The following is a 23,639-nucleotide window of genomic DNA, read 5'->3' on the forward strand; positions in this document are numbered from 1 at the left end:
TACCCTATAACTGTATTTATAAACAGGTGTCACGGATGATTAATAAACCGATTCTGCCATGGATGGGCGGCAAGCGCCGTTTGGCAAAACAGATCCTACCGCTCTTTAAGTCGCACACCGCTTATGTTGAACCGTTTTGCGGCGGCGCTGCGCTTTTCTTTATGAAAGCACCCAGCAAGGTGGAGGTGATCAACGATACGCATGGGGAGTTGGTCAATCTCTACCGCATCGTGAAGCACCATCCTGATGAACTGGTGAAGCAGTTCCGCTGGGGGTTGATTAGCCGTGAAGAGTACCTAACTCAAAAAGAGATCGACCCACGCCACCTAACGGATATCCAGCGGGCGGCGCGTTTCTTCTACCTGCAGAAGCTGGCGTTCGGCGGGAAGGTCAGCGGCCAGACGTTTGGTACCTCTGCTGTTTCACCTCCACGAATGAACCTGCTGCGCATTGAAGAAGATCTAAGCGACGCGCATCTTCGGCTTTCCAGGGCGGTAGTCGAGCATTTGGACTGGGCAGAGTGCATCCGGCGTTATGATCGGGAGGGCACGTTGTTCTATCTTGACCCACCATACTGGGGTACCACTGGCTACGGATGTGAATTCCCGCTGGAAGAGTACTTCCGCATGGGTGAACTGGCACGAACAGGGCAGGGGCAGTTTGTTATCAGCGTCAACGACACACCAGAGATGCGTGATGCCTTCGCAGGGTTAACGATCCGCACCACCACAATTCGCTACACTGTAGGGCAGCAGGCGACCGAGCCTCGTGGAGAACTGATCATCACTAACCGCTAAGCTCGCAACCATAACCAACAAGCCGCCCCAGTGAGGGCGGCTTTATCGTTAACCTTTGGTACGTCGGGGATCTGAGCTTCGGGGATAGGTTCGCTCTTCCTGGTAAGTACCATCCTGCTTCCTGATTTTGACTGAGCCTTCCTTGTCTTTCATGTAATCGCGCATTTTATCTGTGGCATCCGCTTTAGTGTCAGCACGCCTCAAAGCACGGTCACTGCCTTCCTTGCCAAACCTCCAGCCTTTGTCGTCTTTGGAGATATCGTATTTATCCATCCGACTGATCTCACAGGTTATGGCTTCACTAAACTACCTTAGACCATAAAAGCCAGCCTTGCCTGCCCACGCCGCGCAATCGTCACCCCGCCCCGCCCGCGCGCTAAATGTAGTGGTTTTTATGCACCCTTGCTGCAGCGGCTCAAGTCACGCCAGTGCTGGGCGGAAGGGCAGTTTTAAGGGAGCAGTTTTTTATGCGTTTTCATGCGCATTTTTGCAGTTTTAGAGGTGATCAGTGAGATGGTGGGAGGTAGTGAGCTGCAAGCATTTCTAAGATAGGTTTTCGGTGGGCATCCCAGGTTCGATCATCAACCATATGCGCCAGGAAGTGGGGCATTTCAGCGTAGGTAATCCACAGCTCTTCAGTTTCTGAAGGTAGTAAGCCGATCTTGGCGCGCTGGCTCTGCGAGCGGATTTCAAACCAGGCGTAGTGGCCACCATTCGAATCCTGACGAAGGCGGTAGGTGAAGCGGGTCAGCTTTTGCGATGGATTAGCCATTTGCTGCTAGCACTCTAATGTTTCAGCTTGGAACCTATATGGAACCTAGAGCCGCTACCAACAAAAAACGGCCACTTGCTGTATTAGCTAAGTGGCCGTTTTTTCTGGAATTTTTGGTCGGAATAGCAGGATTCGAACCTACGACCTCTGCCTCCCGAAGGCCTGTGGATAAGATAATTCAATATATCCCCAGAAATGTGTGGATAACTAGAGTTATTTTTAATCAATTACTTATGCTCTAAATCTCTTTTCTACTTGTCGACGCATTTACCCTCTTTTATCCTCCGCTTAGAACCTATTTGGAACCTAGTTTTTTATGGGCAAGACTACGGCGAAGCTGACAGCGCGATTAATGGAGCGTCTAGCCAAAGAGCTGGCGGAAGGTGATGAGGTTTGGGATTCGGATCTCGGAGGGTACCACGTTCGTGCTGGCAAGCGAGGCTTGTCGATCCGGCTCTCTTATTACAACACACTGAATAAGCGGCGCGTGCTTACGATTGGCAAGTTCGGTGTCTATACCGCTACTCAAGCGCGAGAAACTGCGCGCGAGGCGTTGGCTGTCGTTGCGCAAGGCGGCGATCCCCGCGCGGTGATTGAAGAGACGAAGGCAGAGGCGCAACACCAGCAACAACAAACGCTTAGATCTTACCTGCAGACTGATTATGCAGACCACCAGAAGCGGCGCAAGGATGGCGATTCCACCTTGAGGCGTATCGAAAATAGCTTTTCCGAGTGGCTTGATAAGCCTATGGATACCCTCGGCCTGGCCGATGTTGAGCGCTGGCAATCTCAAAAAGAGGCGGGAGCCCCGGATGCAGACCCATCGATAAAACCCCAGGCTTACCAAACCTTGAAACGCTCTTATGGAGCACTGCAAACACTGCTTAACCACGCGGCTAAGCGCGGTGTCATTACTCAAAACCCGCTAAAAGATATCAGGCTCCAAAAGCCAGCGCTTACGGATGACCAGCTCGAAGCGGACGAGGGGCGCCGTTACCTGGAAGGGAGCGAGCTTGAAGCCTTTTTTGCTGGCCTGGACTCCTACCAAGAGGAAAAGCGGGCGCAACGGCGAAGCAGCCGAGCGCATGGTAAGCGGTATTTACCCGACCTGGATGGGGTGGCCTATGTCGATCATGCCGTGCCGTGGCTACTGCTCATGTATTACACCGGCTTTCGGCCTGGTGATTTGTTTGGCCTTCGTTGGCCACATGTGAATTTCGAGTTTAAGAGCATTCGCAAAATCATCGAAAAAACGGCACACCAATCTCCCGAGCCGCAAACTTTCCCGCTCTCAGATCCCGCCATGGAAGTGCTTGAAGCTTGGTGGGAACAGCAAGGGAAGCCCAGCAGCGGCTATGTGTTTTCATCACCCATTACGGGTAAGCGGTTGGGCAAAGATGCGATGCGGAAACCGTGGAAGCGGGTACGTGAGTTGGCAGGGCTAAACGATGGAATGGTGCTATATACGCTGCGCCATAACTTTGCGAGTCAGTTGGTCATGGCGGGAGTGGATCTTCTCACGGTGAGCAAACTGATGGCTCACTCGGATATTCAGACGACGATCAAATACTATGCCCACCTCCAGCCCGACCATAAGCGTAATGCGGTACAGCTGTTTGCTCAGATCGGGCAGGGGAAAGAGGTCATAGGCAAGTAGTTACGAGGCGATGGAAGTAGCGCTGCGCATTGAGGCTTCAGCGGTGCTTGAATAGCTTTCGCTTGATTCCAGCCAGGCGTATACGTCAGATAAGCGATAGCGCACATGGTGGCCACGCTTCACGAATAGTGGCCCAGGCCTACCTAACAGGATGCCAGTGCTGCGCGCCTTTCTTGCTGTCGCGGGCATTGCCGGAATTAGCCGCGGGAAAACCACGATATCTGGCAGCTCGATCATTGCCAGGTCTACCCCTGCCTTTGCGCGGGCCAATGCATCGGCTAGCTCTTTATCGATATCACGTTGGTCGTTAATACTCATTGGTTCTTTTCTCCCTTCTGTTTAGCCCGCCAGCGGTTGAAGCGGTTGCGAATGATGCGAAACGTTTGGCGCGCGGCTGGGTTGCTGTCCAGCTCGGCGCGGCTGTTGATTTGGCAGGCGGCACATAGCCAGTCCCGGGCGTCCTGTTCGTTGTGGGTGCCGTCGGGTAAGGCGCTGGGCTCAATGCCAAACTTGGCCCGGCGGCGGCGATCCAGGTAGAGCTGGAAGGTGCGATCCTGGCAGAGCATGGCGGCTTGCCTTGCCACGGTGCCGCCTTTGGGTGGTGGCTGTGTTGTTTGTTCATCAAGGGCTTGGCTCATATCACCCCCCAAAATCTCAATAGATGCTCCACTGCCAAATACCAGGCATAGGGGAATAGCGTTATCGCAAAGAACGTCGACCAGAACCCCTTTGCAACGACTACCCCGAAGATCCAAAGAAATATCATTAGTAACTTACAAAGATCAGCGCACATGCCGCCCCCTTAGCTCACGAATGCCCTGGCACTCGATGCAGGTGGTGGCCCAGGGCGCGGCTTTGCGGCGCTGGGCGGGGATTTCATAGCCGCAATCTTCGCAGTCATCGTTGGCGGCCTGGGTGGCGAGCGTGGCGCGGCGTGCCAGCGTGGCCTCCAGGCTTTGTTGGATGGTGACCGCGGCGCGGTCGGCGTTATCTGCCATCGTTCTTCCTTCGGTTAGCAAAGTTCGGGCGGGAAGTACTCTTCCTGCTGGGTGATCGGTGGCGGTGCGAAGAGTTTTCGCGCCGCTTCTCTGGCTTCCTGGGCTTCGCGGTGGGCGTCTTCCGCTTCGGCCCGGTAAATTTCTGAGCGCTTCCACTCTTCGAGACGTTCGCGCTGGGCTTTTTTCTCTTCGGGTGATGGCTCGCGGGGCTGGATATCTGGCCCCTGCGTACAGTTAGTGACACGAGTCCAAGGGGACGCGGCTTCGCCGCCTCCCGAAACCCCCTGGTGGCTTTGCGACTTACTGCGCACTTGCCAGCGGTAGAAGCGGGTCAGGTATTCGTGTTCATTGCCTCGGCCGTCAGATACGACGATGCCGAAGGTGCCCAGCTTGCTTTCTCCGTGGCGGCCTTTGGCCTCTATGCCTTCGCGCACTTCACCTGTGGCGTGGCTGAAGTCGGCGCGGTCGAGATCCACGCGGGGCATCGTCCAGGGTTTAACGGGGCGCTGTTTGCGGGGCAAATTGGGGCCGCCCATTAGGCGTAAGAATTGATCCCACTGGCCTGCGTTGGCCGCCTTGCGGATCTGTTCCAAACGGCCGGCAATGCGTTTGTCAGGGCGGGTGGCTTGCTCCCAGCTCTCCAGCTCATCGATGTGCTTTTCGTTCAGGCGGCGCACTTCCCGCCACACGGTCACGCTGGGCAGGCCGACGAATTGGAACTGACGGATGCCCCACACCGCTGCCCACGACTCAATGCGCGGCGCGACGCTGGTTAGCTCATGGCCATAGCGGTCTTTGTCATCGTTTTGCACGCCATCACGGACGAACTGCTCGCCGTTGATGTTCTTGCTGATGTACTTGGCCACGTAGCCCGCGGCGGTACCGCGCTGGTAGTCGATCTTTTCCACCTTGAAGCGGGCAGTGGTCTTGTTGCCGCGACGGTCAAACAGCTCTTCGTAGGTATCCGCTTCCGCGTGATCTCTCATGATGACGTTGATGCGCTTGGTGTCTTCGCGCTTCATCCACAGCAATAGGTGCCAGTGCGGGGTGCCATCGTGGTTGGGCTCCACCACACGAATGCCATAGATGCCTAGGTTTTCGCGGGCGAGGGCGGCACGGATGCGTGCCCATACTTTCTGTAAGTAGGCCTGCGCATCGCGGGGTGTGCTGCCGTCGTACTTCGGGTTTCGGGCGCTATTGCTGAATAGCACTGGATGGAAACGGCTAGGCGCAGTGATGGTGTAGAACATGCCCACGTGGCCCAATCGGCGGGACTCCGCTTCGGTGTCGCTGATGCGCAGCATCAATTCAGCCCGGCGGTGGTCGGGGTTTGAAAGCCCCAATTCGGCCAGCTCGGCCAGGGTGTAAACCTGACCTTCCTGGTTGATGGCTTCCAATGCTTCGAGCAGGGCGCGGTTGCGGTTCTTCTGGGAACGGCGGCGTTCCAGCGTGACATTGCTGCAGTAGATGCCCGCGCGGTTGTGTACACGGTGGGCTTCCCGCTGCACCTGTTCCAACCGGCGGCCGCCCAGACGGCGCAGCTGCCGACGCCACCAAATAGGGTCGGTGAGCTTGGCCAGCTGCACCGCGCTTTTCAGCTTGAGGCTGGGCGGGTTAATGCCGTGCAGGCGCGCACGGTGGCGGGCTTTGACGAGCGCCATTTCATTGACGACGGATAGGCTCATGACCGGCGCACGGTGCCAGTTGAACACTGCCATCAATGGAATGACGCCCAGCGGCGGGCTTAACGGATTGCGGGAATCGGCGATTTGCAGGGCGACTTCCCGCGCCTGGCCAGAAAGGGTGCGGGCTTTGGGCGTTTTTAGGTTGAGCGGCGGTGGCAGCAAGCCCAGGCGCAGGCGGCGGTTATGCTCGGCGATGCCACCGATCAACTTGCTGCGTTCGCGCTCGATGGCCGTGGCTTGAGCATCGGCGTGGTTGATGACCGCTTCATCGTCGTGGGTCACGTTCAGGCCATTTAGCACCAGATTCTTTTCGACGCTGCCCAGCCAGCGGCAGCCCAGCTGCAAGCCTTCGATGGTGGTCGGTGCGCGTTTGACCAGCCCGTTAAAGCCGCGCTCCAGATCTTTGGCGATGGCTGGAAAGCGGCGGTACACGCTGGCCGGGTCGATTAGCTCCCGCGTGTTGCGCGCTAACCAGCGGTTAGCGGCGGCGTGGCCGTGCCGTTTGGAAACGTGCACATAGCCACCCGCCAGCTTTTCCGCCAGAGAGGGCAGGCGCTCAAAGTGGCTCTTTAAGTACAGGTAGCAATCTTTGGTGCCAGAGCTGTGGCCAAAAGCGAGTTCAAGCGCGCTCATGCGGGCACCATCGCTTGATCGGTGCCTGCAGGCTGTTGGGCGGCGGCAATATCGACGCGGTAGTCATCCAGTACGCTTTCGATCTGCGTTAGCTGGCAGCCGAAGTGATGCGCCTCGCGCTTCAGCTCCTCGGCGGCCATGCGGTTGCCTGCCTGTTCCAGTTGCTCAGCCAGGTAGTCGAAACGCGCCTTCACCACGTAAAGGGTGTGCATGGTGCTGGTGAGGTTCATGCCACCCCCTTTTCGATCAGGCTTAGCCAGTGCAGCACGGCTTTGGTGTTGCCTTCCGCCAGGGCTTGGCGGGCGTGGCTGGCCAGTTCGCAGCTGGGGTGCTGGGCGCGGTTGCGCAGTTGATCCTTCAGGCCGCTGGCGTAGTCGCTCATACGGTGGATGGCGGCACGCACGGCGGCGCGTTCCGGCTTGGCTAACTGGCTGATTTGTTGGGTGGCATCCGCGGTTAGCCCGGCGCTTTTTAGCACCAAGCGGCGTTCCGGAAAGGGGAGATTCGCCCAGACGGTGATCAGGTCTTGATCTGCCGCGCGGCTGTGTAGCTCGGCGCGGAGTTCACCAAAGCCCGCCCGGTCGGAATGAACGATGGGCGCGCGCTGGCGTGTGGGGAGTGCGGTCACGTTGGCCATGGTGAGCACCTCAGTGTTCAAGAACGACAGGGCGGCGGGTATCGGCATCGACCACTTGGGCTAGGCCAGAATCACGGGCCTGCTGGATCATGCGGTCGAGGTCGCGGGCGGTGAACACCACTGGGCAGCCGTTGCGGTTACGCAGCACCACCACATGGGAAGTGCTGGCGTTCAGGTCGATGTTTGAATCCAGGTTGACGCTATCCAGATCGGCGAAGGCCTGAATGGCGGCCACTTCGGCGGTGGCTTCGCTGATGCCGTAGTCATGCACCAGGGTGCCGATAGTGATTCGCAGCGCTTCGGCGCGGCTATCCCAGCGGTTTTGCCACAGCACTTCGGTAGCTATATCGAAGGGGGCTTTCTTGGCGTTTATTGGGGTGACGTTCATGTGTGCGTATCCTCATTGGGGGTTCAATAAGAGGGATCTGGCCCTGTTGTTCGAGCTTCCATTGGCGCTTCATAAATGGTGAGGGCTTGATATACACGCCTTTCTTGGGGCAGTAGCTGAAGGCCAATGTCTCATCCAGCGTTACCCTTCCCTTGCAGCGGTATCCACACTCCCATTCATTGGTGCAGTGAAAGTACAGCTCGCGGTAATCGACTAAGTACGTCTTCGAAGTCCGTACTTTCATGTGGCTACCGCAATGGGGGCAGTCGAAACGCAGCCGACTGAACCCATGCATTGAATAACTCTCTACTTCCTTCTCTTCTTCGGCTGGTTCAGTCACTCGGCCCCCTTATTTCGTAGAGGGCGCGGCCTCGGCCGGTGAGGCTGGCCGTGCCCTTGCGCAGTCGTCGGCGGGTGAGCCACTCCGCGGCTTGGTCGAGCGTTTCAAGCCCTTGCTGTTGCCGCACTGCCTCCAGCTGGGTGTCCAGCTCCTCATCCAGTGCTAAGCGAAACTCATGGGGCATTTTGGGTGCTCCTTTTGGGCCTTTTTTGTGCCTGCTTTTACGACGCACGTTGGCCCATACTGGTATTCACGATGTCGCTAACGCCGAGTGTTTCGAGCGCTTCTTTCAGCACCAATTGGCGCAGCAAGGTGGCTTTCGACATGCCGGTGTAGTCGACCAGGGCGTCAATCAACTTGGCTTCGTAGTCGTCCAAATTGATGGCGGCATAGCGTTGACGGATGCGACGGGTGTCTTGGTGCATGACGGCGTTCCTTATGCAGAAGCACGAACAACGGGGTTAATCGGCGGAAAGGGTTTCTTGGTCGTACTGGGCGATGCCGCGCAGCATGAGCATGCGAGCGGTGGCCGACATCGAACGCATCTCCAGCTGGGTAATGCGTTCCAGGCTGGTACGCTCGGCTTCGGTTAGGTAGGTCATGATTGGCGAGTTACACCCTTTGGGGGCATAAATCGGCTTTGGGGCAATGGTGTTAGCGGTGGCCATGGGTTAGGCTTCCTTAATGGAGTAAAAGACTTTTAAAGGGTCGAATTAGCGCAGCGGCTTGCCGCTGTTGACCTGGGTAGTAATCGCTTTGTGAGTAGCAGGTGTGGCCATGGCAGTGGCTCCCTTGCGGTGTGTTGTGAAGTAAAAGACATAAATAGAATGGTACCGAACGGTTTCCATGTCAAGAGTTTGTGAGGACTAAATGGTTTCATTGGGTGAAAGGCTTAGAGAGGAAAGGGAGCGGCTAGGGTTGTCACAAACCCTCTTCGGTGACCTTGCCCAAGTGACTAAAAAGACTCAAATGCTCTACGAGGGCGGTCAACGTAGCCCGAAAGCAGATTACCTAACGGTTATTGCTGAGCAGGGAGTTGATGTTCAATACGTATTGACTGGAAACCGTTCGGTTCCTGAGTCGGAGCCTCTGAGCATGCCATTAAGGGAGCCAGGGCCGGATCTTTCACCGGTTAAGATGTACGACATCGAAGCGGCAGCGGGCGCTGGCCGCAGCTTTGAAGGTGAACCGGTCAAAACCACGCTGTACTTTTCAACGGCTGAGCTTTCCGAACAGGGGCTAGACCCTGCCCAGGTGGTGGGCATCAAAGTGCGTGGTGATTCGATGGACGGCACCCTGGCCGATGGCGATTGGGTGCTGGTGGATCGCAGTAACCGCGACCCTAAGCAAGAAGGTGTTTTTTTGCTGTTGGTGAGTGGGGAACGGCGGATTAAGCGAGTGCAGCGCTTGGCGGGCGGGGCGCTGTACTTGATTAGCGACAATGACCATTACCAGCCGGAAATGATCAAGCCGCAGGATATGCATGATGTGGAGATTCTGGGGCGGTGTGAGATTCGGATTGGCAGGATTGTATGAGTTTTTCAAATAATTACTAAGTAGGGAATATATGGCGACACATACTATTAGCCTCTATAGTTTATCTGCATTGAATTATAAAGATCGTCAGCAACAAGAAGGTCGCCTTGCAAAGCTCGATAACGTTAATGGAATTGATATAGTTGATGTTTTTAAAGATTTTTTAACTGCAAACAAAATTGATCACTTACATCGTGATGAAATAGAAAAGTCGGTCTTTGCTGTTGAGTCTTTCGAAGTATGTAGCTCAGGTCGCTGTATATACGGTATTATTAATGCTGGCAGGTATGGTGTTCCAAGCAAGATTCGTGATTCAAAAACAGGTAGCCACAAGTATAGCAAAGGGGCTTCAGATGCAGATGTCACAGACAGATTTTTCATTTTTTTTGCCCCTTCAGAAAAGGACGAGGCAATAATAGCTCTACACAACGTTCAGGGTCATGGTGTTAAAACCGTTCTCTCAAAAGGTTTAAAGGAAGCTTACCGAGATCAAACTAGGTTGAATTTAAATTTTAATGGATTAAGTTACGATAATGCTGCTCAAAAATGGCTAGATGCTCAGGTGAAAGAGATTGTTGCTACACAATATAAAGCTCCTACTGATTTAACAGATGCATTGTCCACATTAGGGCACGCTCATTCTGATCTTGTTTTAAAGCCTAAAAGAAAACACACTTTTGGAATTTTGAGAAGATTTAAAGATGAAAAGCCTAGAGCTATATCGCTATTAGAAGAGCAAAGTGATAAAGTTAAAGCTATTGTTGAGGTAAATGGCAGAAGGCGTACTTTTCAGATTTCAGGTAATGCTGGCGTACCTGTAATGACGTTAGAGTTAGATGATAATCTTTATAGGTTGGATGGTTCTATTGATTTTATTAAAATGAAAGAATGGACTGCGCAAGTAATTAACGAACTTTGTCAATCTATGTATCATGATGAGAATGGGCAATTCATATGTCTAAAAAGTTGAATGTTCTCAATATTATAAAAGAGCATATGGGAACGCTGAAGAATAATGCTACTGGGAAAGCTTCACTTATTGATGCCTTCGTTTTCATGCTTGTGCCCTTTGGCCTTGCTGTCGCGGCAGCATATTTTGTTCCTGTTCTAAAAAATGATCAACTTTCTTTGGCTGTTAACTTTGGTGCAATTATTACAGCCTTGCTTATGAGTGTTTTGGTTTTAGTTTATGATCAAGAGTCTAAGTTAAAGAGCACTTTAGACAGTCTTCCTGATAATGCTGATTACTCAAAGAAGAAGAGCTTTTATTTGAAGATTAGATTAATGCAAGAGCTATATCAAAATATTTGTTTTTCAATAGTGTCAGCGCTTCTGTTAGTTGTTTTTTCATTTGCTCAGATTTTTATAAAAGATATAGTTTCTGATTGCTTGGGGCAATGGTTCCTTATGTTCCTTACTGCATGTATCGTTTTCTTTTTCATGAATATTGTTCTTACTATGCTTATGGTTATTAAACGCTTCCATGCGTTATTGACCAATTGAGTGTTTTTAGATTAAAGGTATTTTTTTATTTCTTTTAATGCTTCTTCTTCAGACCAGTCATGATCAATCTTTACCCCTCTTATTGAGTTGTTCTCAAAGTGTTTTTGATATTTCGTCTCAAGAGCGGTTAATGGGTTCTCTATCTCTTGCATGCTTAGATGTTGTAGAATGAAAGATAGTTTTTTTTTATTCCTTTCAATTTCTTCTTCAAGTTTTATTATTTCGATTTTGATGTGCTCTTTTGTTGCGTCATATATGAAGGCGAAATGTACTTCAGTTGGTTCATCTGCAATATATGCCGCTACTGCTTCCTCATCATGTACCACATAGTGAGCGTTTTCATAAAATTGAGTTTCTAATCTTCTTTTAAGTCGGTATAACTTTTCTATTTGAGATTTTTTGTGATTATTTGAATAACGGCATTCGATAATTTTCCATGCTACTAAGTCTCTGGCTATTAATATTAATGGTTTTAGTATTGTAGCAATAGCTATAGTACCGCCTGCCGCTAAAATCGAAAAGAAAATTGTTTTTATACTTAATGAAAGCGCAATTTCTCTTGTGACTTCTTCCATTTTAATTCCAATTTATTAGTGATTTGAGTAATAGTAACTTGATTATACTTAATTTTATACTGGCGAGCATGCACTACCATCAACTCATCCCAATTCGTCGTATAACGCGGGCTTCGGTTCGCGCAGCGTAGGTGCCAGGGGGCATTCTTTTCCGGTAGGCCTAGCCACGACTTTCCATAACTCTTGTTAAATGCTGATTATTTATACAGTATTGTACCCATGGAAAGCGACAGGCAAATGCTAATGTACGTCGCTTAATGTGGAGCAAGCACAGGGCAACAGCATGCGAGTAAATTACTTGGGGCCAGCAGTGGTGGGCGTGAAGCACCCGGCAGTGGCCGAAATGGATAAGCGAAAATTTCCGCCCAGCTGCTTTCTGGTGGAGATTAGCGAGGAAGCACTCCCAGGCGGGCCGTGGATGGAAGGCGATGTGCTGGTGGTGGATGAAGCGCGTTCGTTTGGCCACGCTGACCTAGTGATCGCGGAAGTGGAGGGAGTATACCGCTTGTTTAAATCCCACCGTGTGGGCAGCCGCTGCCGGTTGCTGCCAGCGGATGGTGGCCAGGGCTGCTTTGTGACGGCGCAGCAGTTCAAGGGGGTGGTGGTTAGGCAGGCGAGGTGTTGGGCGGTGTAGGCAATATCTTACAAAAAGTGTGGCAAATGGCTTACATCGCCGGTTAAGTTTATTTGCCATAGTGGTGTTGTCGCCTAATAGCACGCGTTGCGGGAACGTTTCGCCAGAAGATTGCGGCAATGACGACCCCCGGCCATGGAATGGCTGGGGGTTTTATTTGGGCTAACCTTCCCGTTGGCGTGGTGGTGCGCAGGGCCATTCGTTAAATACATCGTTACCTGTTATCAGCGTTGGGATCTCGTCTAGTGTTTTGCTGGCATGACGAATGCCACATTCCCATATCACCAATATACGCCACCCCTGCTCGATCAGTTCCTTCTGCTGGCGGTGATCCCGCTTTATGTTCCCTTCCAGCTTATTCCGCCAGAATTCTTTTCGTGTGGCGGGAGAAGTGGCGTAAAAACAGCCGCTATGGCGATGCCAGAAGCAGCCGTGTACGAAGATCACCAGGCGGTAGCGAGGCAGCACAAGGTCAGGTTTGCCGGGGAGGTCGTTGCGATGAAGTCGAAAGCGGAAACCCTGGCCATGCAGGTAGCGCCGCACGGCCATTTCAGGTTTGGTGTTTTTGCCTTGGATGCGGCTCATGCAGTAGGTGCGCTGCGACCGCGTTAAGACATCCTTCGAGCGGGGTGGTATATGCTACTCCGTTTCGTCAGATTCCTGGTTTTCGATGACTCTCTCTTCTTCCCATTTAATGGTTTCAGGGCGAATAGACACGCTATCGACACTTACACCACTGAGCGCATTATTTTTTAGCGAGTCGTCCACACAGGCGAGTATTGAGGCTGCCACGGTTGCCATTGGCGTTGAGATCGCCAATTTAGCGTAGTCTTCTTTTACCTCATAGAGCCTGTAAATTTTATAGGGATGTTCTGACTCTGCCATTTCCCTGAGTTCGGCCAGGGAAACGTGAAGCGGGTTTGTGAAAGGGCCACCCGTGGATTTGGCATCAATCAGAAGTTTGTCACCATTGATGATGACTTCAAAATCATAGGGAGCAATGGCGTTTTCACTGGCCACCCATTGATAGCTCTCGATGCTATGACCTACCTGCTCGGATAGATATTGATTGAGAACCTCTTCTCCCAGGTGGCCGATATTTTCTGCGGCCTTTTTAGCTTTACGAAGTTCTTCCTGAGAAACACCGCGAGCGCGTCTACGCTTACGAAGGTTTTGAAAGCCTTCGATACCGCCCTGGGCGGCATCTTCAAGATCCTGGCTGTCTAACAAATCTCGGAAAGGATGGCCGTTAGGAATAAGGTGGCCAGCCTGTTTTTCCACTTCTGCCAACTCTTCGAGTGACAGTTCCTTCATGCGGACACTGGGATAAAGGTTCTTTAAAACGCTCTGGAGGCCTGCATCGTCAGGATGGTTAGCGGCCACCATGGTCATTTTCATTTGGGTGGGCCACGCCGCGCCGACGAATTCCATAATGGCGTAGTCACCTGCATCCAGTACCTGATAACGCTCATCACCATCAGGCGTGGGGATCAGCTTGCCATTAAGCCGCCAGTTTTTGTAAGTGCCACCCTTGATGATTTTTTGTGGAAGGACCTGAGAGGGGGAGTTGCCCGGGCCAAAAATCGTCAGATTCAATATGAAGGGCTCCCAGTCCTTCTCTTCTGCCACCGCCGTTAGATTCGGGTAAAACAGCTTTTCAAAAATATTACGATTAAGGTTGATGGACTTCTGATTACCCGCTTTGCCTTGGCGATAGTGGTATTCAAAAATGGTCAGGTCAGATAGCGTCAACTTCTTCAATGCGATCTTGCGCGACATGCACTGCATTCCCTGTTAGTTGTTTTTTGATAATGTCAGCCAGTGCCTTTGCCATTAGCGGTGGAACGGCATTGCCAATCTGGCGAAAGGCGGGGTTCATTGGCCCCGTGAATACAAACCCATCTGGAAAAGACTGCAGGCGAGCCGCTTCTCTAACAGAAATGGTACGGGCCTGCTGGCTGTCGTAATGAATATGCGAATAACTGTCTTTTCCCAGGTGTGCCATTAGCGTTCTGGCTGGCTTGTTGGCTTCCATCTTGCGCCATTTGTTAGGGAATTTGTTTGGGTCATAGGGAGGTATAAAGTTTTTCTTTTCAGCCTCAAACCGCTCTGTGCCTTCCAGCGGGCGAAAGCCTTCCTTCTTTTGGATTTCTATCAGGCGCTCTTCAAACATTTCATTGGCCAGAGTATGGGCCTGAGGGTATTGGTCGCCGGGCTTCATGCGCGCGAAAATTTTATAGTCGCGGGGCAGGTAACGAATGACGTGATCATGAATGCCTTCGCCAGACTCAAAGCCTTCCCAATTACGCATGATGCGCTGGAATTCATTCAAGGTCGTGTTTGCCGGGTAGAACTGGAGTGTATCGAAACGGCGCGGCCCTTTTTTGAGCTTCTGCTCTGAATCATCGGTAATTTTGGGCAGGTCGGAGAGTGCCTGTTCAGCCGTTACCGCGGGCTTTAGGCCTGCCTGTTCGGGTTCTGGTGGGTCAATGAAAAAGCGGGTCTCTTCATCCAACAGATCCCGCTTGATAGTTTTCATGGCCACCTGACGCGACCCATGATAACCACGGGGCAGGTCAATCCAGTGCGTGGGGCTGGGGAACCAGTCTGTGCATTCCAGTTCCTGGCGATAAGCCACCAGGAACATCCGTTCACGCATTTCGGGCACCCCATAAAATACCGCGTTGAGCATGGTATACCGTGCTTCATATCCTAAGTCGCGCAGGGCTTCACACACTTCCTCAGCAATATTATGACCGCCGTAGTTCAACACATCGGGTACGTTTTCCATCAGGATCGCGACGGGGTAGAGTGCGGTCACATACTGCAGGTATCGCAGATATAAATTACCCCGTGGATCATTCAGGTATGCTTCCGGGTGCTCTGCTACTTCACGCAGTTTAGCTCTGCCCACACGAGCAAATGATTGGCAGGGGGGCCCACCCACGATGACATCAACCTGTTCTTCGGGAATGCCCTCTATTCCCAGTTCATTCAGTAAATCAAATGGCTCGGTGGCAGTGATATCTCTGGCTTTTGCATGAACTTCACGCATCTCTTCAGGTAGATGCCCATGAAAGTTCATCGCGTGTGAACGCGCTGCTGCAGGGTCAAATTCTACAGCACCAATATTTTGAAACCCGGCCGCATGAAAACCTAGTGAAATTCCGCCACATCCGGCGAACAGGTCCAGCACCCTTGGGGCGCTGCCTGCTCGAATGCGTTCAATTTTTTGCTGGATCACACGGCTCATAGAGACTTTCCCAATTCGATTGCCCGGCACACGCCCAAAAAATTGACACAGATTTTTCTGTTCCTGTGATGTGTGTACCGGAAGATGAGCAATCTTACCACTGGAGTAACGTACAGCCCATTTTTTACCCGTAATACGATTAAGTCCGTGTCTCCAGTTGTAACGCAGTGGTGTAACTGGTTTCCGTCAGGATGTGCGTCACTTCTGTTATCACCCACGGCGTCGCGTCGATTTTGGGTTTCCAACCTATGCACCACACGGGCGTTTCGGGGAATATCTCAGGGTCGCCTATGGCTTGGGTGATGCTGAAATAGGCGGTGCCGCGCTGCAGGCGTTGCCATTCGGCTTGGGCGGCGTCGAGTGCTTCCTGCTCGCTTGCGTAGGTGTGGCGTAGCTGTTGGGCGTTTTCGGTGTCGCCGACGGTGACGGCTTCGCGCGTGGCGTGGGCTTTGTTATTCCATAGGGCGGTGACGCCGGTGAAGGCGTCGCGTTCGGCGTGCATGTAGCGGTGTTGGTCGCCACTTTGGCGGCGGAGGATAAACGGCGGGATCTCTAGCCCGCTGGCGGTGGTGGCTTGCCCCATGGGTACAAATATCAGGTTGCCGCTTTTGACGGTGGCCACGGCGTCGAAGCGTTCCGCTAGCCGGGTTAGAAAGTGCAGATCGCTTTCGTCGGTTTGGTCGATGTGCTCGATTCGAATACCCGCGAGGGTGACGCCGGTGCAGGGTGTGAGGTCGTGGCGTTTGGCGATGGTTTCGATCATGTCGCGCACGGTGACATCGTCCCAGCTTTGGGTACGCTTGCCGGGCATACCTTGGCGGAGGTCGGCGCTTGAGGCGCGAATGCTGAGCGTGTCCGGCGCGCCGGTGTGCTCGACTTCATCAACGGTAAAGGTGCCGCGTTCTACCAGCGGTTGCCCCATCCAGCCGATGGCCAGTGTGATCTCCGCGCCGGTGGGCGGGATGTCGAGCATGCCGTCATCATCGGTGAGGGTGATGTCGAGTTGGTCGGCCTGCATGCCGCGCCGGTCGTGAAGCGTGAGCGACGCGAGGCGGGCGCGAAACTCGGGGCTAATGGTTTGGCCTTGTAGGGTGATACGGTAATCCGGCTGCAGGCTCATGCCAGCGCACCGGTTATGGCACGTAGAGCGCTGCTTTCGAGTACGCCGAGCTGGTCGGTTCGGCCTTCGTCAATGCGGCCTAGCTTTATGTCGAAGTCGATTTTCTTGGCGGCGCCGTCGCGGAAAAATTCAGTTTTCCCCTCGCCCATGCTTTCGATAACAAACATGCCGTAGTAGGTGCCGGTGCCTTCGATCAATGGCCACGCTTTGCCTTGATCGGCCAGTGCGCGGAGCATGCCTAGGTTTTGCTGGCCACCGGTGAACATCGGCAATAGCGTGCCGGTGAGCGTGATGATGTCGTCACCTTGTCCAAGGAATTGGCGCGTAGGCCGCGCGTTAACGCGGCTTTGGCTTGCGTGGCGCCAGGTGGTTTGCCGCTGTAGTTCTTGGTAAGCGGCGGTGGAGAGCCCAAACACAAACATGCCGTAGCTCATCATCATGGTGGTTGACCTCAATCGTTATCGTGGAAGTTTCGGCGGTTGGCGGCGGCGGCTTGTTGCTGGGCTTGCTGCAGCGCTCGCTGTACCTGCTCATTGACCAGCCGCGCCAATGCTTGCTCATCCATGCCGGGAGTGGCGTGTACCTTGATATTGATACCGCCCTGAATCACTAGCCCGCCGCTTGATTGGCCCGCGGCGCTTTGTAGCGGCGGGCGGGTATCGAGCTGGATGGGGCTGGTGTCGGCGCTGACGGCGCCGGTTGAGAGCCCTGCGCCGAGGATTAGCCCACCGGCGGCGTTGCGCAGATTACCGGCGAGGTTGCGCACTTGCTTTAGTGGGCTGTCGACGTCGTCTTCGATACCGCCGCTTAACCCTTGGGTGATGTTGCCGCCGAATTCAGCAAAGACGCGGCTGGGGGAATTGATGTCGAGTACGTCTTTGAACCAGCCGGTAACGCTGCTGGCCATGCCGGTCACGGAGTCGCGCAGCTCGCCGAACTTGCCGGTGATACCGCCGATCAGGCCGTCAACAATCATGCTGCCTAGATTGCTAAACCCCTCCGGAATACTGATGCCGAGGCTTTCCAGGGCTGTCGATATGCTTCGCCATAGCAGCCCGAGCGGTGACCAGCTAATCAGCAGCCGCGCGACACCGGCGATGCCTTCACTAAACGCCCCGCTAATTTCTCCCCATACACTGGCTGCCGCTTGGCGGGCGGTGGCCAGCGCGCCCTTTATGCCGCTCACAAGGCCGCCGATCATCTTGGCGCCGAGCGCGCTTAGCGAGGTGGGCAGCTCAATGCCCAGCCGTCCCATGGCCGACGATATGCCCGACCACAGCAAGCCGAAGGGCGACCAGTTGACCAGCAGCCGACTAACGCCGTCGATCCCTTCATTAAAGGCGGCTTTTACTTGCTGCCAAAGGCCGGTGAAAAACGCTTTGATAGGGTCCCAATATTTGTAAATCAGGAACGCTGCGGCGGCGATGGCAGCAATGGCAATGCCAATGGGGTTGGCGAGCATGAACATGCCGACGGCTTTCAGCGCGCCGCCCATCCATAGCAGGGCTTTACCGGCGCCCATGAAGGTCGGACCTAGCAGCGCCGCGCCGTAGCGGATAAGTGCCAGGGGGCCAAGAAGCGAACCGATAACGACTAGCAGCATTCCACCTACTGCTACTATTGCAGCCAGGGCAATGGCGGCTTTGGTGAGGGTGCTGGTTAGCTCGGGGTTGGCTTTCATCCAACTGGTGACACTGTTACTGATGCGAATGATGGTGTCGTCGACTTCATCCAGCACGCTCATGAACGCGCCGCCGAGCGCTCGCTGCACGCGCTTGAGTGCGCTGCCTGCATTATCGCCAAGGGTGTCGCCCATTGCTGCCGTTGAGCCGGTGACCTCTTTGATTCGGTCGTTGGTCTGGCCAAGCCCCCGCAGGAACGCGGGTATCTGGTCTACGGATAGATCTTCTATGGGCGTACCGAACAGGGCGATAGCAGTGTTTGCCCGGCGGGCGGGATCTTCGATTTCCAGTAGGCGCTGGGCGGTGGTGGTTAGCGCGCCGCTGGCTTGGTCGCCACCGCTGGCGATGGCGTCGGCCATTTCCTGCGCGTTTAGGCCAATGGCGTCGTAGGCTTCGACGCTGGCTTTGCTCATGTCCGAGCCGCGAATGGTGAACTCTTTGAGGGCGTCGCCGGTTTTATCCAGGGCGTAGCGGCCTTGCTCGGCGGCGGCGACCAGCATGTTCAGTGATTCTCTACCGTCGAAGCCGAGCGCGCGGAAGTTGGTCCCGTACTCTTGCAGGATTTCGGGCAGTTCATCGCGCATGCTGGCTGATACTTCCTGCATGCCGCGCGTCATGAGGTCGTAGGCTTCGGTAGCGTTTTTGGCGAGGCCGTTTTGCACCATGATGCCCGCCGTTTGGGCGGCCTGGGCAATGTCGATCCCGAAGGCGTCGGAGAGCGTTAGCGCCTGGGCGGTAATGGCTTGTAGCTCGGCGTTTGAGGTTTCGCCGAGTGATTCGAATTGCGAGGCCAGAATGCTGACGGCCTGGGTGACCTGCTCTAACCCTTCGCCGCGCCCAGTGGTGTAGACGTTGGTGATGACTTCGCGGTACCGGTCGGCTTCGGCGCCGCCTTCGCCCTGCTGGGCGGCGAGTCGGGCGCCGGACGTTTGATTGATCATCGCTTGGGCGCCCATTGCCACCGCCGCGCCGCCGCCCACGGCGGTACCCATCGCCCCTTGCCCGGCGATGCGTTGGCCCCGGCCTAGCACTCGCTGGTATTTTTCGGCGGCTTCGGTGGCGCGCTTTTGTCGTCGCTCTACCTGTTTGAGCTGGTTTTGCTGCTGTTCCATACGGGTATTGGCTTGGCGGATTTTATCGGCCAAGTGGCGTTGCCGTTCAGCATAGGTGCCGGTGACACCTTCGACGTTGCGCACGCGGGTACGCAGTGTTTGCAACTGGCGTTGCTCGCCTTCGTATTGGTCTTTGAGTTTTCGGGCTTGGCGGATGGCTTTTTCGCGCTGCTGGGTGAGGCGGCGCGTGGGGCCTTCGGTGGTGCGTAGTTCTTGGGTGAGCTGGGCAACGGTGCGTTGCTGTTCTTCCATTGCCCGCGCGGATTCTGAACTGGAACGCTTTAGCTTGGTGAAGCTTTCGAGGTCGCCTTGTGTGCGCTGCAGGCGCTTTAGTTCATCGCGGCTTTCGCGTAGGGCGGTGGCTGTTTTATCGGTGCCCTTGGTGATTTTCTTCATCGGCGCGGTGAGTTTGTCCACCGCGCCTAACATCACTTCTAGCTTTAAGTTACGCGCCACGCCTGCCTCCTTTGGGCTTTTCCTTCGGAGTGCTGCGCTTGCGGGCTCGCTCTCGCCACTCCATTAGCTCGGTTAGGGTGAAGTCTTCACAGTCGGCAGGCGACCAATGGAACACGATGGCCAAGTCGGCCATCGCGTCTTCGACACTTTCGGGTAGCGCTATTCGGCTTGCTCCTTCGCCCGCTTCGGTAACAAAAAACTGATGATTTCACCGCCGCATTGCACAAGGTCGGCAACGTCCATGGTGCGTACTTCGGTGGCGGTGAGGGATGGCAGCGAGATACGCGGAATGACCGTTACCAGGGCATCGGTTTGCATCTGCAATAAATCAGTGAGCGAAACGCCGCGCAGTTCGCCCGCGTTGGGCTTGCGGAATTGGATCTCTGTCACTTCGGTTTTGCCGCGCATTAGCGGGGTGTCGAGGGTGACGGTGTTGTAATTGGTGGCCTTGGGCGCCGGGGCTTGCTCTTCGGCTTTCTCAACGGCTTGGGTTTCAGTCTTGTCGGTCATTGCTGTGGTTTCCTATGAATGGGGTTTGGCCGCCTGGGCGGCCGTGGTGGTTGATTGGTGCTTATAGGCCTAGGGCGCGTCGGCGTTGGGCTAGGCGGTCGACGCCGCGCACGACGAATACGTAGCCGGGTACGTCGCGCTCGATGATTTCTTCGCCGTCGACAACCAGCTTGTAGTAGCTGAGCGTGGTCGTGATGCTTATCTGGTTGTTGTCGCCTTTGCTTGCGTCGCCCATGGCAATGGTCTTATGGCGGCCGCGCGCGACGATCTCGACCGGGATGATGCCGCCGTCTTCGTCGGATTCGTAAGAGCCGGTAAAGCGGAGCATGGCGGCGTCGTGGACGGGGCTGCCGAAGCTGTCGAATAGGCCGTCGACGATCAAACCGCCGGCGGTCCATTCAAACGTCATTAGCTCCATGCCGTGGTCGACTTCGATGGGGCCGTCCATGCCGCCACCTTCGTACTCGACCATGCGGCGGGCGAGTTCGGGCAGGGTGAGTTCGGGTATTTCGCCCTGCCAATTATTGCCGTCGCCGAACAAATTAAAATCTTTAAGGATGTTGGGTAGCATTCTGCTTGCTCCTGTTAGTGCGCTCGGCTGTCGTTATAAAGACAGTCGGGGCGGCGGTTAGGCGGCGACGCGGTCGGCAAAGTCGACGAGGTATTGGTCGGTTATGCGCTGCTGGAACATGAGGTTTTCGAGCGGCGGTATCGGGGTGTAGTCGTAGTCGATGTACAGCTTGCCGGACTTCAACACCTCGGGGCTGTTCAGCTCTGCGTCGAACCACGCGGAGCCGCCGAGGATATAGCCGTTACGGATGAGCTCGCGGAATTTTGCGTTGACGCCTTCGATGATGTCGCGCACTAGCGATGGGTGCATGGGCTTGTCGACGGCCCACATGTGCGCGTCGGCGATGGTGTCGGCGAGCACTTGGGCGGTGCGGGTGTAGGACTCGAACGCGAAGAGGGGATCTTCCGCGCAGGTGCGAGAGCCCCAGAAACGAAAGCCGCTTTTGTTGATCAGCGTGGTGACATCGGCTTCATTCAGATAGCCCGCATCGGTGGCGGGGTCTTGAAGATCCCAGGATAGGTCTTTTGTGATCCCTGTGACGCCGTTGACGGGCATGTTGGATAGGGTTTTATGCCAGCCAATTTCATTGTCGAGCCGCGCGCGGTGGCCAAGCGCTTTTGCAACCGCCGATAGCGGTCGGACCGCTTCGGCGTCGACGTCGAACGCTTGGAAATTGGGCCAGATCACCATGACTTCGCGCTGTCCGAAATTTTCGCGGTACATGCTGGCTTCTTCCTTGGTTTCACAGCCGTAGGCGGAAACGTAGGCGAAGGCGCGGAGCTGCTGGGCGATACCGGCTAGCTCGCTGCTGACATTTTCGTTGTCGAGCTCGGGCACGCCGAGAATGCGGGGCTTTACGCCGAGCTTGGTTTCTGCCGCGGTGAGGGCTTGCATGCCGAGCTTTTGCCCGGTGTCGCTGACGCCGCCGATGATGTTCGCGGTGGTGGCGTCGTCGTCGATGCCCTCTTCAACGCGCACGATGATACATAGAGCGCGGGTTTCATTGACGATGGCGGTTAGCGCGCGGCGTAATGTGCCCCCTTCGCCTGCGCTGCCAATGGCGGCGTAGATGTCGGTGATTAACACCGGCGTGTTGAGCGGAAAGGCGATTTCGTCGGCGGCGGGGGCGGTGACGACCATGCCGATCACGGCGGTGGAGACCGTGCGGATGGGGCGGGTGCCTTCGTTAATTTCGACGACGCGGACGCCGTGATGGTAATCGGGCATTGTGCTTGTCTCCTGCGCAGGTTCAAGCGGGTTAGGTTTGGCGGTGCTAGTGCTGCCATGGTGTGGGGCTTACGCGCGGGAGGGTAGCGGCGGGCGTTGTGCCGATGACACTCGACAAACTTGACGCAAAAAGCCCGCTGGGTAGCGGGCTTGGGTGGGTGGTTGGCGGGTTACCAGTTGATGGCTTCTATGGCTGGGCGGTCTTCGGCTTCGAGGGCGGTATCGATCTCTGCTTTGAGCTGCCAACTGTGGGCGTATTGCTGGCTGACGTGGGTTTGGGCGGCATCGGCGAGGGCGAGCATTTCGCTTGCGGTTAGCTCATATGTGGCGTTGCTTTGAGCGCGGAAATAGTAGGTTTCCGCGGCGTGGCGCTGGGCGGATACCGCCAGGCCGGTGAGGTTTTCGCGGTCGCGCTGGCGGGTTTGCACGACGTCTTCGGTGTCGCCGAAGGTGTGCGTAAACCCTGCGTTGATTGCCGCGTCGCGGGCGGCTTCTATTTCGCGGCGCTTGCGGTTGGCTAGTGCCTCAATTCTGGCGGGCGGAATCGGCACCCAGGCCGGCCGGCCATTTTCGTCGCCGCCGCGCTGCATTCCCTGGGGGGGGTCCCCCTGGGTATATGTTACCCACTCGGCATCGCTCACTGCGATTGCGTCCGCGGGCCATGTACCCGCTTGTTTGTAAATTGGCTCTAGGGCGTGATGATAAAACGCATTACGGCTGGGACTGTAGTACATGTGACCCCCTTTAATTTAATGGCCGATCGCAAACCAGTTGATCGTTTCAAAGTTGGTCGACGCCACTCGCGCAATAAACCCTTGTGGCACCTCTCCCCCCACTTCAACCCCCACGGTTCTTACATTCGTATAATCAAAACCTTCGGCCGTTCTTTCGGTGACTTGTACGCGAAACACGCCTTGCGGGAAGCTGAAGTTAAAGTTCACAAAATCACCGTCATAGACCCCCGTTTCAGCCCCCCATTGGAATATCGTCCCCCCCGGCATTATTTGATGCCCGTTACTAGCGTGCGATTGATTCCCTGAGCCAAAGGCGGCATGAAGCTCTTGAGGGGTCATATATCCCGTACCCTGCCCCTGTTCAGCTTCTAATAACGTGGCTTTCACCAAATTACCGCTATGATGCACTTTCCGCCAGGCGCCCCAGGTGCCTACCTCAAACCCCGTTGATTTGAAATACAGCTCGGGTTCGTTGCTACTGCCTGATGACGACGCCGCGATCCACACCGCGCGATTACCCCCGCGATCTAGCCGGATAGCGCCACCGCCGCCGACGCTCGGGGCGTTTTCTGTTTCGGCTTCGCTCCAGCGATAGAACCCGGCGCGGATAGTGCTGTTGTGAAAGCTGGGCAAAAGCGGCTGCTCGGATGCATTCCCTGCTACCCCCAGCCCGAACTGTTGGAACGCGGCTAGCACCCCCGCGGCGTCAGGGAATTTGTTGGCACTGCCCGCTTTTGCTTCCGCTTCGGTGGCTTTTTCGACACCGCCTAGCTTTGTTTCCGTTGATGCGGGCAGGCGTTCAGCGGGCATCGTGCCTGC

At 55.1% G+C, this 23,639-nt stretch carries 32 protein-coding genes and 1 pseudogene; 6 read left to right on the top strand and 27 right to left on the bottom strand.

The annotated features are described in order from the left end of the window. The first annotated feature begins 35 nt into the window (after positions 1–35). Positions 36–797: a DNA adenine methylase gene (locus tag HZS80_RS20885; RefSeq protein WP_179917200.1), complete on the top strand. Its 762-nt coding sequence runs from the start codon at positions 36–38 to the stop codon at positions 795–797. A gap of 48 nt (positions 798–845) precedes the next feature. Here HZS80_RS20885 and HZS80_RS20890 read toward each other — a convergent pair whose 3' ends face one another. Together HZS80_RS20890 and HZS80_RS20895 are read right to left on the bottom strand one after the other, a co-directional pair. Then, positions 846–1,070, bottom strand: a complete 225-nt coding sequence (locus tag HZS80_RS20890) for a DUF2188 domain-containing protein (protein ID WP_179917201.1) — start codon at positions 1,068–1,070, stop codon at positions 846–848. Positions 1,071–1,302: 232 nt separating this feature from the next. Continuing rightward, positions 1,303–1,569 (bottom strand): hypothetical protein, encoded by a 267-nt coding sequence (locus HZS80_RS20895; RefSeq protein WP_179917202.1) that lies wholly within the window; start codon positions 1,567–1,569, stop codon positions 1,303–1,305. A 316-nt stretch (positions 1,570–1,885) separates the two neighbouring features. Between HZS80_RS20895 and HZS80_RS20900 the strand changes: the two genes are divergently transcribed. Next, positions 1,886–3,226, top strand: a complete 1,341-nt coding sequence (locus HZS80_RS20900; protein ID WP_179917203.1) for a site-specific integrase — start codon at positions 1,886–1,888, stop codon at positions 3,224–3,226. Here the strand turns inward: HZS80_RS20900 and HZS80_RS20905 are convergent, their stop codons facing one another. The 11 genes from HZS80_RS20905 to HZS80_RS20955 all read right to left on the bottom strand — a co-directional run bounded on the left by HZS80_RS20905 (position 3,227) and on the right by HZS80_RS20955 (position 8,575). Next, positions 3,227–3,544 (bottom strand): hypothetical protein, encoded by a 318-nt coding sequence (locus tag HZS80_RS20905; protein ID WP_179917204.1) that lies wholly within the window; start codon positions 3,542–3,544, stop codon positions 3,227–3,229. It abuts the gene before it with no gap. Beyond that, positions 3,541–3,864, bottom strand: a complete 324-nt coding sequence (locus HZS80_RS20910) for a hypothetical protein (protein WP_179917205.1) — start codon at positions 3,862–3,864, stop codon at positions 3,541–3,543. The genes HZS80_RS20905 and HZS80_RS20910 overlap by 4 nt, the downstream gene beginning before the upstream one ends. Positions 3,865–4,008: 144 nt before the next feature. After that, positions 4,009–4,224 carry a TraR/DksA C4-type zinc finger protein gene (locus HZS80_RS20915; protein WP_179917206.1) on the bottom strand — a complete coding sequence of 72 codons (216 nt, stop codon included), beginning with the start codon at positions 4,222–4,224 and terminating at the stop codon, positions 4,009–4,011. A 14-nt stretch (positions 4,225–4,238) separates the two neighbouring features. After that, positions 4,239–6,542 carry a replication endonuclease gene (locus HZS80_RS20920; protein ID WP_179917207.1) on the bottom strand — a complete coding sequence of 768 codons (2,304 nt, stop codon included), beginning with the start codon at positions 6,540–6,542 and terminating at the stop codon, positions 4,239–4,241. After that, the gene (locus tag HZS80_RS20925) at positions 6,539–6,772 is read right to left on the bottom strand and encodes a hypothetical protein (RefSeq protein WP_179917208.1); all 234 of its coding nucleotides are present in this window, start codon (positions 6,770–6,772) and stop codon (positions 6,539–6,541) included. The genes HZS80_RS20920 and HZS80_RS20925 overlap by 4 nt, the downstream gene beginning before the upstream one ends. Next, complete coding sequence (locus HZS80_RS20930) at positions 6,769–7,179, bottom strand: hypothetical protein (RefSeq protein WP_179917209.1); 411 nt, start codon at positions 7,177–7,179, stop codon at positions 6,769–6,771. The genes HZS80_RS20925 and HZS80_RS20930 overlap by 4 nt, the downstream gene beginning before the upstream one ends. A gap of 10 nt (positions 7,180–7,189) precedes the next feature. Continuing rightward, the gene (locus tag HZS80_RS20935) at positions 7,190–7,567 is read right to left on the bottom strand and encodes a hypothetical protein (protein WP_179917210.1); all 378 of its coding nucleotides are present in this window, start codon (positions 7,565–7,567) and stop codon (positions 7,190–7,192) included. After that, positions 7,488–7,862 (bottom strand): ogr/Delta-like zinc finger family protein, encoded by a 375-nt coding sequence (locus HZS80_RS24195; protein ID WP_422822380.1) that lies wholly within the window; start codon positions 7,860–7,862, stop codon positions 7,488–7,490. The genes HZS80_RS20935 and HZS80_RS24195 overlap by 80 nt, the downstream gene beginning before the upstream one ends. Before the next feature lie 37 nt (positions 7,863–7,899). Then, positions 7,900–8,091: a hypothetical protein gene (locus HZS80_RS20945; RefSeq protein ID WP_179917212.1), complete on the bottom strand. Its 192-nt coding sequence runs from the start codon at positions 8,089–8,091 to the stop codon at positions 7,900–7,902. A 37-nt stretch (positions 8,092–8,128) separates the two neighbouring features. Next, positions 8,129–8,332, bottom strand: coding sequence for a hypothetical protein (locus tag HZS80_RS20950; RefSeq protein ID WP_041158941.1), 204 nt, complete (start codon positions 8,330–8,332; stop codon positions 8,129–8,131). A 36-nt stretch (positions 8,333–8,368) separates the two neighbouring features. After that, on the bottom strand, positions 8,369–8,575 hold the full coding sequence (locus HZS80_RS20955) for a hypothetical protein (RefSeq protein ID WP_174788363.1): 207 nt from the start codon (positions 8,573–8,575) through the stop codon (positions 8,369–8,371). Positions 8,576–8,825: 250 nt separating this feature from the next. Here HZS80_RS20955 and HZS80_RS20960 point away from each other — a divergent pair, with 250 nt between their 5' ends. Genes HZS80_RS20960 through HZS80_RS20970 form a run of 3 tightly spaced genes read left to right on the top strand, consistent with a single transcriptional unit; the run spans position 8,826 to position 10,946 of the window. Continuing rightward, positions 8,826–9,443: a LexA family transcriptional regulator gene (locus HZS80_RS20960; RefSeq protein ID WP_179917213.1), complete on the top strand. Its 618-nt coding sequence runs from the start codon at positions 8,826–8,828 to the stop codon at positions 9,441–9,443. A 31-nt stretch (positions 9,444–9,474) separates the two neighbouring features. After that, positions 9,475–10,413: a hypothetical protein gene (locus tag HZS80_RS20965; protein WP_179917214.1), complete on the top strand. Its 939-nt coding sequence runs from the start codon at positions 9,475–9,477 to the stop codon at positions 10,411–10,413. Beyond that, complete coding sequence (locus HZS80_RS20970; RefSeq protein WP_179917215.1) at positions 10,398–10,946, top strand: hypothetical protein; 549 nt, start codon at positions 10,398–10,400, stop codon at positions 10,944–10,946. The genes HZS80_RS20965 and HZS80_RS20970 overlap by 16 nt, the downstream gene beginning before the upstream one ends. An 11-nt stretch (positions 10,947–10,957) precedes the next feature. Here HZS80_RS20970 and HZS80_RS20975 read toward each other — a convergent pair whose 3' ends face one another. Beyond that, complete coding sequence (locus HZS80_RS20975) at positions 10,958–11,521, bottom strand: hypothetical protein (RefSeq protein ID WP_179917216.1); 564 nt, start codon at positions 11,519–11,521, stop codon at positions 10,958–10,960. Continuing rightward, a pseudogene (locus tag HZS80_RS20980) lies at positions 11,485–11,697 on the bottom strand (DUF4113 domain-containing protein); the annotation flags it as partial. The gene HZS80_RS20975 and the pseudogene HZS80_RS20980, both read right to left, overlap by 37 nt. A 107-nt stretch (positions 11,698–11,804) precedes the next feature. On the opposite strand from HZS80_RS20980, the gene HZS80_RS20985 reads away from it, so the two are divergent. Further along, a complete protein-coding gene (locus HZS80_RS20985; RefSeq protein ID WP_179917217.1) occupies positions 11,805–12,155 on the top strand; it encodes a S24/S26 family peptidase in 351 nt (116 codons plus the stop codon). A 162-nt stretch (positions 12,156–12,317) separates the two neighbouring features. Here HZS80_RS20985 and HZS80_RS20990 read toward each other — a convergent pair whose 3' ends face one another. The 12 genes from HZS80_RS20990 to HZS80_RS21045 all read right to left on the bottom strand — a co-directional run. After that, complete coding sequence (locus tag HZS80_RS20990; protein WP_340162626.1) at positions 12,318–12,791, bottom strand: very short patch repair endonuclease; 474 nt, start codon at positions 12,789–12,791, stop codon at positions 12,318–12,320. Between the two features lie 3 nt (positions 12,792–12,794). Then, positions 12,795–13,934 carry a protein NO VEIN domain-containing protein gene (locus tag HZS80_RS20995; protein WP_179917219.1) on the bottom strand — a complete coding sequence of 380 codons (1,140 nt, stop codon included), beginning with the start codon at positions 13,932–13,934 and terminating at the stop codon, positions 12,795–12,797. After that, the gene (locus HZS80_RS21000; protein ID WP_179917220.1) at positions 13,894–15,408 is read right to left on the bottom strand and encodes a DNA cytosine methyltransferase; all 1,515 of its coding nucleotides are present in this window, start codon (positions 15,406–15,408) and stop codon (positions 13,894–13,896) included. Before HZS80_RS21000 ends, HZS80_RS20995 begins: the two co-directional genes overlap by 41 nt. Before the next feature lie 139 nt (positions 15,409–15,547). Continuing rightward, positions 15,548–16,528: a phage late control D family protein gene (locus HZS80_RS21005; RefSeq protein ID WP_179917221.1), complete on the bottom strand. Its 981-nt coding sequence runs from the start codon at positions 16,526–16,528 to the stop codon at positions 15,548–15,550. Continuing rightward, the gene (locus HZS80_RS21010) at positions 16,525–16,968 is read right to left on the bottom strand and encodes a phage tail protein (protein WP_179917222.1); all 444 of its coding nucleotides are present in this window, start codon (positions 16,966–16,968) and stop codon (positions 16,525–16,527) included. The genes HZS80_RS21005 and HZS80_RS21010 overlap by 4 nt, the downstream gene beginning before the upstream one ends. An 11-nt stretch (positions 16,969–16,979) precedes the next feature. Then, positions 16,980–19,778: a phage tail tape measure protein gene (locus tag HZS80_RS21015; RefSeq protein ID WP_179917223.1), complete on the bottom strand. Its 2,799-nt coding sequence runs from the start codon at positions 19,776–19,778 to the stop codon at positions 16,980–16,982. Further along, entirely contained in the window at positions 19,768–19,911 is a 144-nt protein-coding gene (locus HZS80_RS21020) for a GpE family phage tail protein (RefSeq protein ID WP_179917224.1), read from the bottom strand. The genes HZS80_RS21015 and HZS80_RS21020 overlap by 11 nt, the downstream gene beginning before the upstream one ends. 26 nt (positions 19,912–19,937) lie before the next feature. Further along, positions 19,938–20,288, bottom strand: coding sequence for a phage tail assembly protein (locus HZS80_RS21025; protein WP_179917225.1), 351 nt, complete (start codon positions 20,286–20,288; stop codon positions 19,938–19,940). A gap of 61 nt (positions 20,289–20,349) precedes the next feature. Then, positions 20,350–20,859 (bottom strand): phage major tail tube protein, encoded by a 510-nt coding sequence (locus HZS80_RS21030; protein ID WP_179917226.1) that lies wholly within the window; start codon positions 20,857–20,859, stop codon positions 20,350–20,352. A 57-nt stretch (positions 20,860–20,916) separates the two neighbouring features. Next, positions 20,917–22,086 (bottom strand): phage tail sheath protein, encoded by a 1,170-nt coding sequence (locus tag HZS80_RS21035; RefSeq protein WP_179917227.1) that lies wholly within the window; start codon positions 22,084–22,086, stop codon positions 20,917–20,919. 170 nt (positions 22,087–22,256) lie between these two features. After that, positions 22,257–22,820, bottom strand: a complete 564-nt coding sequence (locus HZS80_RS21040; RefSeq protein WP_179917228.1) for a DUF4376 domain-containing protein — start codon at positions 22,818–22,820, stop codon at positions 22,257–22,259. 15 nt (positions 22,821–22,835) lie between these two features. Then, positions 22,836–23,639 (bottom strand): gp53-like domain-containing protein (locus HZS80_RS21045; RefSeq protein WP_218927804.1); only part of this gene is annotated, 804 nt, incomplete at its 5' end.

Origin of the sequence: Vreelandella glaciei (assembly GCF_013415125.1) — a bacterium.
Taxonomy (GTDB): Bacteria; Pseudomonadota; Gammaproteobacteria; order Pseudomonadales; family Halomonadaceae; genus Vreelandella; species Vreelandella glaciei.